Raw genomic sequence first — 12,190 nt, forward strand, 5'->3', positions numbered from 1 at the left:
GCTGATTACTCATAGAGCGTGTCATATTTCTTCCTTACCGTATTGTTCTTCGCGAATGATATATGGCGTAATTTCACGGGGCTCAATAGTAATAGGCTGATATATCACTCGCTTTTGATCTGGATCATATTGCATTTCCATATGTCCCGACAATGGAAAATCCTTACGAAATGGATTTCCTATAAAACCATAATCTGTAAGAATTCTTCTTAAATCTGGATGATTATTAAAAACAATCCCGAACAGATCAAATGCCTCCCGCTCATACCAATTAGCCGAAGGCCATATATATATCACTGAATCAAGCATGGGAAATTCATTATCTTCTACAAACACACGCAGCCGCAGCCTGTGATTATGCTTAACTGAAAGCAAGTGATACACCACAGCAAAGCGCTTGTCACCCCGTTTATATCCTGCATGCGTATTTGTCGTATATTCGCTGTAATCCACACCACATAAATCAACTAACGTATCGAACACCAGATCGGTATGGTTTCTTAATGTTTCAGCGATACTCAGAAAATCTCGGGAATGAATTAAAATAGTCAGTTCCCCTAGCGCATGACTAATATCAGCCTGCTGATCACTCAGTATTTTCTGTAAATTTGCTGCAAGTTTATCTACGCGACTATCTGCCATTTTTATTCTCTAACGCGCGATTGTATTAGTACGCCAGATTTTATTCTGCAGTTGAATAATCCCATAAAGCAAAGCTTCTGCAGTAGGAGGACAACCCGGCACATAAATATCAACAGGCACTATCCGATCACACCCCCGGACAACCGAATAGGAATAGTGATAATATCCACCACCATTTGCACAAGATCCCATAGAAATCACCCAACGAGGTTCGGCCATTTGATCGTAAACCTTGCGCAAAGCTGGCGCCATTTTATTGCATAGCGTACCCGCAACGATCATGACATCTGACTGACGAGGACTCGGGCGAAAAACAATCCCGAATCGATCCAAGTCATAGCGGGATGCACCGGTTTGCATCATCTCAACTGCGCAACAAGCTAGCCCAAATGTCATAGGCCACATTGAGCCTGTGCGCCCCCAATTAATCAAGGAATCAAGGTTTGTAGTAACAAATCCTTTGTCTAATGCACCCTCAATACCCATTATTTAATCCCATTCCAAAGCACCCTTAGCCCACTCGTAAATAAAGCCAACGACGAGCAACCCAAGAAATACTAGCATCGCAACAAAACCAAACAATCCCACTTCTTTCAACGCTACTGCCCAAGGAAATAAAAAAGCTATTTCTAAATCAAATAAAATAAATAGGATTGCAATTAAATAGTAGCGCACGTCAAATTTCATGCGCGCATCCTCAAATGCACCAAACCCACACTCATAGGTTGATAATTTCTCAGCATCCGGCTTGTTTGGCGCAAGCAACCAACCCGCTACCAAACATAACGTACCAACTAGCAGACCCACCAAAATAAACAATAAAATAGGAAAATAATTTCCAAGCATGGTATCCAGCATCTCCAGTATCCTTACTAAACCATGGAAATAAAATTAATTTGTACCTAATTTCTATTTATAAATCTACTCACCTGGTGCCGACGGCGAGAGTCGAACTCGCACAGCTTTCGCCACCGCCCCCTCAAGACGGCGTGTCTACCAATTCCACCACGTCGGCGAGTAACCTTATCTAATTTTTTATACAAAAAACACAAGTTTACTCCGGAATTTCGCCAGCTCTTGATGCAGGATCAGCCTCATTTTTCGCACCTGAACTTTCAATATTTCCGGTCGAATCAGTCGCCCTATCCGACTCCATCTCCAGTTTTTGCATGATACTTCCTTCGTCTTTATCACTATTTGAGTAATAAGTTAGCGTCAGACTGGTAACAAAAAAAACAGTAGCTCCCAATGCAGTCATCCTGCTTAAAAAATTAGCAGATCCACTAGCACCAAATAAACTCCCGGAAGAACCACCTCCAAACGCTGCCCCCATATCTGCGCCCTTTCCCTGTTGCAACAAAACCAAAACAACAACAACTACCGCTGCAATGATATGTACTGACCAAATGAGTGTTTCCACAATATGCTTTACCCCCGTTCAACTTTGCGCTGCGAAACAAATTGAAATGAACTCTGCAGCAACCAATGAAGCTCCTCCAATCAACCCTCCGTCAATATCAGGCATCGCGAATAATTCAGGCGCATTATTTGCTTTTACACTTCCGCCATAAACTATCTGAACATCTGCTGCAATCTCGCTGTTATGAGCCGCTATTCGACTCCTTACAAATGCATGAACATCTTGCGCCTGCTGGGGTGTAGCAGTTTTCCCTGTACCAATTGCCCATACCGGCTCATATGCAATAACCGAATGTTTTATCGCATCAGCACCTACCAAGCCAATCACCGCATCAAGCTGCATAGCTATAACTTGCTCAGTGTCATTTGCCTCACGTTGCGCCAGCGTTTCACCAACACATAGTATTGGTATTAGCGATTGCTCCTGGGCGGAGCGAAATTTCTCCGCAACCACCTGATTATCTTCACCGTATAGCGTCCGCCGCTCCGAATGGCCCACAATTACATAACAACAACCAAAATCGGCCAGCATACCTGCCGACACCTCTCCGGTATAAGCACCTTGATGATACTGACTAACATCCTGCCCCCCCCATGCTACATGAGTGCCCTTCAACACCGACTGCGCTTGCGCCAAATAGGGATAAGGCACACATACTGCACAGGACGCATTCTGCAATGACGGGATACCCAAAACAATTGCATCAAGCAATTCTTGATTTTGAACTAAATTGCCATGCATTTTCCAGTTTCCCGCCACAAACCCCGTACGCGCCATCCCGTCCTCTCAGCTTTAAATCCACAAAACCCAAGGATGCTACCTGCGAAACCGGATCGCGTCAATGCCCGCGTTTCTCAACCAAATGGGGGATTATTGAGATCGAATTGGCCCTGATTTGCTGCACCTTAAGGTAAAATATATTAAAATGCAAAAGCTATTTATACGTTATTTCCTCCCCGCTCAACTAAGGTCGACATGAAAAAACTTGTTCTCCTGCGACATGGAGAAAGCATCTGGAATCAGGAAAATCGCTTTACAGGGTGGACTGATGTTGATTTGACACCCAAAGGGTTCAAAGAAGCCAGAAATGCCGGAAGACTACTTCGCGAAAATGGCTTTACCTTCGACATTGCGCATACATCGCTACTCAAACGGGCAATCCGCACACTGTGGATTGCGTTGGACGAAATGGATCAGATGTGGATTCCGATCGAACTTAACTGGCGGCTCAATGAACGTCATTATGGCGCATTGCAAGGCTTGAACAAAGCAGAAACAGCCAATGAGTATGGCGATGAACAAGTACTTATATGGCGACGCAGTTATGACACTCGCCCTCCCTCCATCGCAATCGAAGATAAGCGCTACCCTGGTTTTGACATGCGCTATCGCGACCTTCCCTCCGATGATATTCCGGTTGCTGAAAGTCTCAAGGATACTGTGGCAAGATTTCTTCCCTACTGGAATCAATCAATTGCTCCGCAAATTAAAGCAGAAAAAAAAGTGATTATCGCCGCTCACGGGAATTCGCTACGTGCTCTGATTAAACATCTCGACAATATCTCAGATCAAGATATTCTGAACTGTAATATACCAACAGGAATTCCTCTGGTTTATGAGTTGGATGACAACCTGAAACCATTAACGAACTACTACTTGGGTGATGCCAGTGTAATTGGGGAGGCAATATCGGCTGTCGCGAATCAGGGCAAAGCCGGAGCTTGATGTTTGCTGGTTTCATTACAGATTTCACATCAGCACCACATTATTTTCCGGGGAAAGGGAAGATATTGCCCAAGGCTGTCTATCTTCTGCTTTTGATAAATATATTTTCATCTCCTCTACTGTATGCAATTCCTCAAACCAATCGGGACAATCAAAAGCAGCTGCATGATCTGCGCACTCGTATCGACATCCTGCAAAAAGACCTGACTGATAAAGAATCTTCCAAGATCAGAGCTGCTGATGCACTTCGTGATTCCGAACGCTTAATAAGCGATCTGCACAATAAACTTTCTCAGCTTACGCACCAACAAAAAAACGCACAAGACAAGCTTGCCCGCTTACAAAACAAATCAGCACAACTCCAAGACAAAGCCAGCGCTGGACAAACGCAGTTTGGAAAGCTGATTTATTATCAGCACCTGACAAAGCACAGAGAATATTTACAATTATTATTCAAGCAACAAGATCCTGACAAAGCTACTCGTAACTTTTACTACTATAGATACATAGCACAAGCACGCTCCAACAATATCGATAATTTACGTAACCAGTTGGCTGATCTGGATACACTGGCTCATGCAAGCCGCATTCAAAATCAATCTCTTGAACAAATCCGGAACGAGCAGCTTTATCAAAAGCAACAACTTGAACTAGAGAAAAACCGACGATCAGAAATCCTCGCATCACTCTCCAAAGAGGTTTCTCGTCAGCAAAAAAAAATTGACGAACTGAAACAAGATGAACAGCGTCTTTCCAAACTGATTGAGAAGCTCAATAAACAGCTTGCTCGTAAAAAAAGCGCTCCCATAAAATCAAACAGTAAAAATAATAAATCTGCATTACGTAATAACAAATTACCAGATGCTATTGAACAAAAGGGTTCTTTTGCTGCACTAAAGGGGAAATTGCGACTACCCGTCCGGGGAGAGCTGACTAACCACTTTGGCAGCCCGCGCGAAAACGGTGGTATAAAATGGCAAGGATTGTTTATACGCTCTTCAGGAGGCAATGAAGTCAAGGCCATCGCAAGTGGGGAAGTTATATTCTCCGACTGGCTGCGAGGGTTTGGAAATTTAATGATTCTGGATCATGGTAACCATTACATGAGCCTATACGGCAACAATGAAGCGATTTACAAACGGGTGGGCAATAAAGTTAAAAGTGGTGATACGATAGCAATAGTCGGTAACAGTGGCGGAAATGCTGAATCAGGCTTGTATTTCGAACTCAGATATCAAGGCAAGCCTTTTGATCCACTGAGCTGGGTAAAAATAGAATAGCTTCAAAAAGCTGATATTAAATATTTTTAATAAGTACATACAAATTCTTCCGAAAAGATAAGGGGCAGAACAAATACACCATGCGTAATTTTATGAATAAAATCAGTTTAGTTTTTGTCGGCATTATTGCCGGGGTCATGGTCAGTTTGAACTTCTCCGCCATTGCTGATAAGGAAATTAAGGAAGAATTGCAAACACTCCCGATTGAGGAGTTGCGCACATTTTCACAAGTCTTCGGGCGCATCAAAAGTGACTACGTTGAGCCTGTAGAAGACAAGAAACTAATCACAGAGGCGATCAACGGAATGCTGGTTGGATTAGATCCGCACTCGGCTTTCCTGGACAGTGAAGAGTACAAAGAACTGCAAATCGGGACGCAGGGAGAATTTGGCGGGTTAGGCATACAGGTAACAATGGAAGATGGACTGGTCAAAGTCATTTCCCCGATTGAAGATACACCTGCATACCGCGCGGGCATCAAAACCGGTGATCTCATCATAAAAATCGATGATACCGCTGTTAAAGGCATGACACTCAACGACGCCATTAAACGGATGCGAGGGAAACCGGATACTTCGATTGCACTCACCATTATTCGTGAAGGTGAAGCCGAACCCCTCATCTTCACGCTTGTTCGAGATGTTATCAAAATTGAGAGCGTCAAATTCAAACTCATTGAGCCGGGTTACGCCTATGTACGCATTACCCAATTCCAGGAACGTACGGGAGAAAATCTGGCTGAAGCCATTACCAAACTTTATAGTGAAAGCAAGGTTCCCATGAAAGGCCTGGTGCTGGATTTAAGAAATGACCCAGGTGGTTTACTAAATAGCGCAGTAGCAGTTTCAGCTGCTTTCCTGCCGAGTAATGCACTGGTAGTTTATACAGAGGGACGTACCAATGACGCTAAAATGCAGCTTCGTGCAAATCCTGAATATTATCTCCGCAGCACCGGTCGTGATTTTCTGGCAGGTTTGCCGCAGAGTATCAAGACCATACCAATGGTAACGCTGGTTAATGGTGGCTCTGCTTCCGCATCGGAAATCGTTGCAGGTGCGCTGCAGGATTACAAACGCTCCATCATCATGGGCTCCCAAACCTTTGGCAAGGGGTCGGTACAAACCATCTTGCCTCTCAGCAATAACACAGCCATTAAACTAACAACAGCGCGCTATTTCACACCCAACGGACAGTCAATACAGGCAAAAGGTATCACGCCGGATATATTGGACGAAGACACTGATAACAATTCTCGCCTATTAAGAGAAGTCGACCTTAATCGTCATTTAAACAATGATCAGGAAGAAAGCGCCAGTAAGAAATCAGCCCCCAAGAAAAAAGATACTAAATCTTCCAAAGAATCAAAGAATAAGACAGACAAGAAACCAATAAATCATGAGCCTATGGAATTTGGATCCAGTGATGACCAGCTGTTGAGCAAAGCAATTAATCACCTGAAATCTATGTCTCAAAAATCCAAACACAAAACAGCCAAGGCAACACAAGGCTAACTCATTCCGAACAAGGTGGCGGGGCAACGTGGATGATCAGCAACTGTTACGTTACAGCCGCCACATTTTGTTACCGGAAATTGATTTCCCTGGTCAAACAAAACTAATACAATCCAGTATTTTTATTCTGGGAGCAGGTGGATTAGGCTCCCCCTCTGCTCTCTATCTTGCCGCCAGCGGGATTGGAAGACTTGTTATTTGTGACCACGATCGGGTTGACCTGACAAATCTGCAACGCCAGATCTTGCACGACACAGCTTCGATTGGTGAACTTAAGGCTGATTCTGCTAGAAATATGCTGCAGCGCATCAATCCAGAAATAGAAATTATCCCCTTGGCAGAACATGCTACTGTTGATTTATTAAAAAGGGAAATTGGTGGTGTCGATGTCGTAATTGATGCCAGTGACAATTTTTCGGCGCGCCACATACTCAATCAGGCCTGCCTGGATCATCGTAAACCCCTGATATCAGGTGCAGCTGTCCGGTTCGCCGGACAAGTTGCCACATTTGATCTACGCCAGAGTGATAGCCCCTGTTACCATTGCCTGTTTCCTGACTCGGGCGATAGCGATGATCCCGGATGCGCCGTAATGGGCGTATTTTCCCCACTAACAGGTATTATCGGCTGTATTCAGGCTGCCGAAGCTATCAAGGTTTTACTGGAAATTGGCGAAACACTCCATGGTCGCCTGCTTCTTCTGGACGGGTTAACCATGCGCTGGCGCTCATTCAAACTGAGAAAAGATCCACGGTGCCCCGCATGTGGTTCAGCCTCAGTGAAAAAATAGCTGATTTTAATAATATCAACCAGATGTTTGGAACCGTGACATGGCAAGACGCGCATAGAGATCACTGGACCTCATCAATTCCGCGTGTGTCCCCAATGCTTCCAGACGACCATGATGGATAAGAGCAATGCGATCAGCAGTAACAACCGTACTCAAACGATGTGCAATAACAAAAGTGGTCCGGTCCGTACTTAATCTGGTAATTGCCTGCTGCACCCAGCTCTCACTCTGACTATCCAACGCACTGGTTGCTTCGTCCAGCAATAAAATTGGAGCATCCGCCAAAATAGCCCGCGCAATGGCCAATCGCTGTTTCTGGCCACCGGACAACCCCAAGCCAGTATCGCCCAGACTGGTCTGGTAACCCTGCGGTAAAGACATAATAAAATCATGGATGAAGGCCGCCTTGGTAGCTGCCTCAATCTCAGCATTTGTGGTATTTGGATGAGCGTAACGTAAATTTTGTTCGATACTGCCGTGAAATAATGCTGGATTCTGCGACACTAATGCAAAGCTGCGTCTGAGATTGGACAAATCCAGGTCACGGATATCTATGCCCTCCAATGTGATACTACCCGACTGTACATCGTAAAAACGCAGTAACAAGTCAAACAAAGTTGACTTGCCCGCACCTGAGAGGCCAACCAGTGCCAACGTCTCACCTGGCCGTACAGTTAGTGAAAAATTATTGACAACCTGTATTTCCGGTCGTGACGGATAAGCAAAACATACCTGGTGGAACATAATATTGCCTGTCACTACTGGTAATTGGCGAGGATTAATAGGAGAATGAATCTGGCTGGGCTCTTCCAGCAGCTCCATGGTACGCTCCGCAGCCCCAGCAGCACGCTGCAAATCACCCAGCACCTCCGAAACCGATCCTGTTGCCGAACCGACCATAATGCTGTAAAAAATGAATGCTGCCAGCTCTCCGCCGCTAATTCTGTCTTCAATTACATCCATACCACCAACCCAGAGCATTACGCCGATCGCACCGAATACCAGAACAATCACCACTGCGATCAACCAGGCGCGCTGCAATGTCCGTTGACGGGCAATAAGAAATGCATCCTCCACATATTGATCAAAATGCATCTTATCCACTGCTTGGTGGTTATATGCCTGCACCGTCTTGATCTGTCCGAGCATTTCTCCAACATAAGCACCAACAGTCGCCACCTTGTCCTGGCTCTGGCGCGACAGTAAGCGCACACGCCGACCAAATAGCAAAATAGGTATGATGACCAGCGGAATACTGAGCATAACGATTATGGTCAGTTTGACATTAGTGATAAATAGCAAGATTACGCCGCCAATTAGCATAATCAGATTGCGTAATGCAACTGAAATGGAAGAACCTACTACAGATTGCAACAAGGTCATATCTGCGGTCAGGTGAGACTGGATTTCAAGACTGCGATTAGCTTCAAAAAAACCCGGGTGCAAATCAATCAGATGTGCGAACACTTTACGCCGTATATCTGCGATTACCCGTTCACCCAGCCAAGTCACCCAGTAGTAGCGAGTAAACGTACCTATTGCCAGCAGCACCACGAGCATCAGAAAAATCAAAACATACTGAGCTAGCAATTCAGGAGATTGTGTGGCAAATCCCCGATCCACCAGCAGCCGTATGCCTTGCCCGATCGAAAGTGTAATCCCGGCAGTCAAAAATAATGCCAGCAGACTGAAGCCCATCGATAATTTATAGGGCTTAAGGAAAGCGGCAGTTTTCAAAACAGCCTGCCAACGATTGCTCATCGTGAATAAATCCTGGTGGTAAATCTCAGATCATGCAGATAAAGAAGTCAGAAATGGGAATTATGATTTTTTATGATCGAAGGTATAATTACACAACCTTTAATTAATTATAACAGCAAGATAAATGGAGCATCTGGAGGCAAGAAAAATCAGCGTGTTATTTGTCTGCATGGGCAATATTTGCCGATCGCCTACTGCGGATGCAGTTTTCAAGCACCATGTCAGATCTGCCGGGGTAGAACACCTTATCCATATTGATTCCGCTGGAACACACGCTTACCATATTGGCGAACCACCAGACCGGCGCTCACAACAGGCTGCTCTAAAACGCGGCTATAGTATGCAAGGTTTACGCGCCAGAAGAGTTGCACAAGAAGATTTTTCACGTTTCCAATATATTTTGGCAATGGATCATCACAACCTGGAAGAACTGCAGCAAGATTGTCCATCACAATATATCGGCCGATTGGGACTGCTCTTACAGTACAGCAACCAATGGGATACCTATCAGGAAGTACCTGACCCCTACTACGGGGGCAATCATGGATTCGAAAGAGTGTTGGACCTGGTGGAAAATGCGAGTCAGGGGTTGTTAAGACACATTTTGGGGAAAGAAATACACGCTAAATAGCACGCTTCCCCTTCGAGTAATCTGGATATTACAAATAGATTAAACTGAAAGCAGTCTTCACCCGATAGTACAATTACTAGCTTGTAGAACAATCATACATATATAAAAGCTAGTTTTAATTGGTGGGTCAGAAAAGGCTAGGTTAACTGATCTTCCAAATAACAACATGAGTATTATTTTAATAAGTTGCGAAACACACAAACAATTATTTTCTGTTTTCATTTTGATATCAATGCAACCTAAGTTGATCATTCCAGCAGACAGCACTTCGCGTCGGGTTATTGCTATTTTCGCACATAACGAATCTCGTAGAATAGTCGCATGTCTTGAAGCTTTACGCCTCTCTCCTTTGCCATCTAATACCACTTGCTACGTCATTGCGAATGGTTGCACTGACGACACTGTTGCGCGTGCAACCAAGTATGCCCAAAAAGCATCATGGGTTAAAGTCGTTGATCTCAAAATTGGTGATAAAGCAAACGCTTGGAACTATTTTATCCATGAAATAGCGATCGAGGCTGAAAGTTATTTTTTCACGGATGGTGATTGCCTAATTGAAAGCGGTGCTCTTGAATCCCTGGAACAACATCTTCTAAAGAACACACGTATTAATGCGGCCTCAGGTGTTCCAAGTCACCGAAATCCTGTCACTAAGAACTTTTAGGCGAGCCATTGCTTCTGGCAGTGGGTTTGCAGGCAATTTGTATGCACTTTCACAAAGTTTCGTTTCCCGGCTACGCAAAAAACATATACGACTCCCTCAAGGTTTGATTGGGGATGACAGCCTGATAGGTGCCTTAGTACTATGGAATCTTGACTTGACCACTAGCTGGGACTACAACCTTGTCCAAATAGTGCCCGACGCTACTTTTCTGTATGAATCTATTATCCAAGCATCATTTCATGATCCTATATTCTATCTTCGTCGGTTAAAGCGTTACAGCCTAAGACACTTTCAGAATCAATTGATTAAATCACGTATAAAACAATCTGGTCTGGCGATGTTACCGAAGCATGTTAATACTCTTTACTTGGAGGCTAGTGATGATGAACTTATACCAAGACATTCATTACAATACTTCTATCCCGATTGTTGGGCAATTAAACAAATTCGTAATATACGTAAACAATCATAATCCTCAAAAAATGAAGAAATAATTTAGATCTTTTGACTCAATTCCTGACTTTGCCAAGCACCAGAGGTTACCCATTTCTTTGCCATTACCACCAACACCATAATATTATAGGGTAGATCAAAATAGCCCAAGCTTAAAAAAGCCCCTCCTACCGCATATCCAACTAGACTAACTTGTGCCATAGCTCCCAGTTGAGCAGCCCATAAAGTATGTGAATCACCACGTGCATTTCTCATCAACCATCCAGCTTCGCGGTAGGTGGTTATCCACAAAAGAAGAAAGAGGAGTAGCCCTATAAAACCATGATTACCTAAAATCTCAAAATATATACTATGCGCAGCTCGTACAATAGCTTCATATTTTCCATAAAGTAAAAAATAATCCGGATACTGATAGCTCATTCCTGCGCCAAAAAAATGATGTTTAGCTACTCCCCATGCTACTCCCCATGCATTTATCCGCCCCATAGCTGATGCATCTGTCTGATATTCTGAGATAGTATCCATCCGTCCCCACCATTGCTCCGGAAGCATGGGAATCATTACAATCGCAATGAGGAAGATAAATACTGCAACTTCTCCTTTTTTTGGGCTACGCCACCAAAACACACATCCCATGGCAACAATAGCCACTAAAGCGCCCCTAGAATACGATCCCAAAGCAGCAACAGCACACAGTAAGATCACCACACTAAGCGTATGACACCACATTTTTCGCGTAACCTGAAGCTGCAAAAAATATACCAAAGGGATAATCATGATCAAAGCTAAAGCAAACTCATTATTACCCGCAATAAAAGTGTCAGGAGGACCCCATACACGGTAATTCCCCAATGTTATAAGTGTAAAGAATCCCCCCTTAGCACCTAATACTGCCAGTGAACCAATCAGAACCCAGGCAAACGCCATGATGTGCTCCTTGGTTTGGAGCACGGCCAGGGTGACAAATATCATCAGATAGATCTTTGCAGATCGATTCCAAGTCCAATACTCCTCTGAAATATCACGACTCATAAGCCAGGATATAGTCATCCACACGACAAAGAGAGCTAAAATGGTGACAGGCAAACCTATAAAAGGCGATCGTCGTTCTTTAGTAAACGCCAGGCCGAGTAACGCCACCCCTGCAGAAAATGCTGCAACAGGAGCAGAGGCAAGGAACCCCCAAGCAAAACGATGAGGATTCATGGTACTGATCCAAGCCCACAACAACACTCCAATCCATGCTCGGCGCAGTGCATACAAACCTGCAACAAGGATAATGATACCTAAGACAATATCTCGCGAAGACAAGG

13 protein-coding genes and 1 tRNA gene are annotated in these 12,190 nt (G+C 44.2%); 6 read left to right on the forward strand and 8 right to left on the reverse strand.

Features of this window, described 5'->3' with window-relative positions:
- Positions 1-21: 21 nt before the first annotated feature.
- The 6 genes from BM331_RS05225 to tpiA all read right to left on the reverse strand — a co-directional run bounded on the left by BM331_RS05225 (position 22) and on the right by tpiA (position 2,839).
- A complete protein-coding gene (locus BM331_RS05225) occupies positions 22-642 on the reverse strand; it encodes an NADH-quinone oxidoreductase subunit C (RefSeq protein WP_074927709.1) in 621 nt (206 codons plus the stop codon).
- A gap of 9 nt (positions 643-651) precedes the next feature.
- Complete coding sequence (locus tag BM331_RS05230; RefSeq protein WP_011634007.1) at positions 652-1,128, reverse strand: NuoB/complex I 20 kDa subunit family protein; 477 nt, start codon at positions 1,126-1,128, stop codon at positions 652-654.
- Positions 1,129-1,131: 3 nt separating this feature from the next.
- Entirely contained in the window at positions 1,132-1,488 is a 357-nt protein-coding gene (locus BM331_RS05235) for an NADH-quinone oxidoreductase subunit A (RefSeq protein ID WP_074927842.1), read from the reverse strand.
- Between the two features lie 84 nt (positions 1,489-1,572).
- Positions 1,573-1,657, reverse strand: a tRNA-Leu gene (locus BM331_RS05240).
- A 39-nt stretch (positions 1,658-1,696) separates the two neighbouring features.
- Positions 1,697-2,062 (reverse strand): preprotein translocase subunit SecG, encoded by a 366-nt coding sequence (gene secG, locus BM331_RS05245; RefSeq protein ID WP_074927710.1) that lies wholly within the window; start codon positions 2,060-2,062, stop codon positions 1,697-1,699.
- A gap of 18 nt (positions 2,063-2,080) precedes the next feature.
- Positions 2,081-2,839 (reverse strand): triose-phosphate isomerase, encoded by a 759-nt coding sequence (gene tpiA, locus BM331_RS05250; protein WP_074927711.1) that lies wholly within the window; start codon positions 2,837-2,839, stop codon positions 2,081-2,083.
- A 198-nt stretch (positions 2,840-3,037) separates the two neighbouring features.
- Between tpiA and gpmA the strand changes: the two genes are divergently transcribed.
- The 4 genes from gpmA to BM331_RS05270 all read left to right on the forward strand — a co-directional run bounded on the left by gpmA (position 3,038) and on the right by BM331_RS05270 (position 7,368).
- Positions 3,038-3,787, forward strand: a complete 750-nt coding sequence (gene gpmA / locus BM331_RS05255; protein WP_074927712.1) for a 2,3-diphosphoglycerate-dependent phosphoglycerate mutase — start codon at positions 3,038-3,040, stop codon at positions 3,785-3,787.
- Entirely contained in the window at positions 3,787-5,067 is a 1,281-nt protein-coding gene (locus BM331_RS05260) for a murein hydrolase activator EnvC family protein (RefSeq protein WP_074927713.1), read from the forward strand. Before gpmA ends, BM331_RS05260 begins: the two co-directional genes overlap by 1 nt.
- 80 nt (positions 5,068-5,147) lie before the next feature.
- The gene (locus BM331_RS05265; RefSeq protein ID WP_074927714.1) at positions 5,148-6,578 is read left to right on the forward strand and encodes a S41 family peptidase; all 1,431 of its coding nucleotides are present in this window, start codon (positions 5,148-5,150) and stop codon (positions 6,576-6,578) included.
- Positions 6,579-6,606: 28 nt separating this feature from the next.
- Positions 6,607-7,368, forward strand: coding sequence for a HesA/MoeB/ThiF family protein (locus BM331_RS05270; RefSeq protein ID WP_074927715.1), 762 nt, complete (start codon positions 6,607-6,609; stop codon positions 7,366-7,368).
- Positions 7,369-7,383: 15 nt separating this feature from the next.
- Here the strand turns inward: BM331_RS05270 and BM331_RS05275 are convergent, their stop codons facing one another.
- Positions 7,384-9,129: an ABC transporter transmembrane domain-containing protein gene (locus tag BM331_RS05275; RefSeq protein WP_074927717.1), complete on the reverse strand. Its 1,746-nt coding sequence runs from the start codon at positions 9,127-9,129 to the stop codon at positions 7,384-7,386.
- A gap of 124 nt (positions 9,130-9,253) precedes the next feature.
- Between BM331_RS05275 and BM331_RS05280 the strand changes: the two genes are divergently transcribed.
- Both BM331_RS05280 and BM331_RS05285 read left to right on the forward strand, forming a co-directional pair.
- Positions 9,254-9,760 carry a low molecular weight protein-tyrosine-phosphatase gene (locus BM331_RS05280; protein WP_074927719.1) on the forward strand — a complete coding sequence of 169 codons (507 nt, stop codon included), beginning with the start codon at positions 9,254-9,256 and terminating at the stop codon, positions 9,758-9,760.
- A gap of 166 nt (positions 9,761-9,926) precedes the next feature.
- Positions 9,927-10,424 carry a glycosyltransferase gene (locus BM331_RS05285; protein ID WP_074927720.1) on the forward strand — a complete coding sequence of 166 codons (498 nt, stop codon included), beginning with the start codon at positions 9,927-9,929 and terminating at the stop codon, positions 10,422-10,424.
- Between the two features lie 495 nt (positions 10,425-10,919).
- Here the strand turns inward: BM331_RS05285 and BM331_RS05290 are convergent, their stop codons facing one another.
- On the reverse strand, positions 10,920-12,188 hold the full coding sequence (locus tag BM331_RS05290; RefSeq protein WP_074927722.1) for a putative O-glycosylation ligase, exosortase A system-associated: 1,269 nt from the start codon (positions 12,186-12,188) through the stop codon (positions 10,920-10,922).
- Positions 12,189-12,190: the final 2 nt, after the last annotated feature.

The organism is Nitrosomonas eutropha, assembly GCF_900116685.1.
Lineage (GTDB): Bacteria > Pseudomonadota > Gammaproteobacteria > Burkholderiales > Nitrosomonadaceae > Nitrosomonas > Nitrosomonas eutropha_A.

Coding starts and splice junctions, on each gene's coding strand:
- BM331_RS05235 (WP_074927842.1), bottom strand. CDS start 1,488: ATGCTTGGAAATTATTTTCCTATTTTATTGTTTATTTTGGTGGGTCTG.
- BM331_RS05230 (WP_011634007.1), bottom strand. CDS start 1,128: ATGGGTATTGAGGGTGCATTAGACAAAGGATTTGTTACTACAAACCTT.
- BM331_RS05265 (WP_074927714.1), top strand. CDS start 5,148: ATGCGTAATTTTATGAATAAAATCAGTTTAGTTTTTGTCGGCATTATT.
- BM331_RS05260 (WP_074927713.1), top strand. CDS start 3,787: ATGTTTGCTGGTTTCATTACAGATTTCACATCAGCACCACATTATTTT.
- BM331_RS05285 (WP_074927720.1), top strand. CDS start 9,927: ATGAGTATTATTTTAATAAGTTGCGAAACACACAAACAATTATTTTCT.
- tpiA (WP_074927711.1), bottom strand. CDS start 2,839: ATGGCGCGTACGGGGTTTGTGGCGGGAAACTGGAAAATGCATGGCAAT.
- gpmA (WP_074927712.1), top strand. CDS start 3,038: ATGAAAAAACTTGTTCTCCTGCGACATGGAGAAAGCATCTGGAATCAG.
- BM331_RS05280 (WP_074927719.1), top strand. CDS start 9,254: ATGGAGCATCTGGAGGCAAGAAAAATCAGCGTGTTATTTGTCTGCATG.
- BM331_RS05275 (WP_074927717.1), bottom strand. CDS start 9,129: ATGAGCAATCGTTGGCAGGCTGTTTTGAAAACTGCCGCTTTCCTTAAG.
- BM331_RS05225 (WP_074927709.1), bottom strand. CDS start 642: ATGGCAGATAGTCGCGTAGATAAACTTGCAGCAAATTTACAGAAAATA.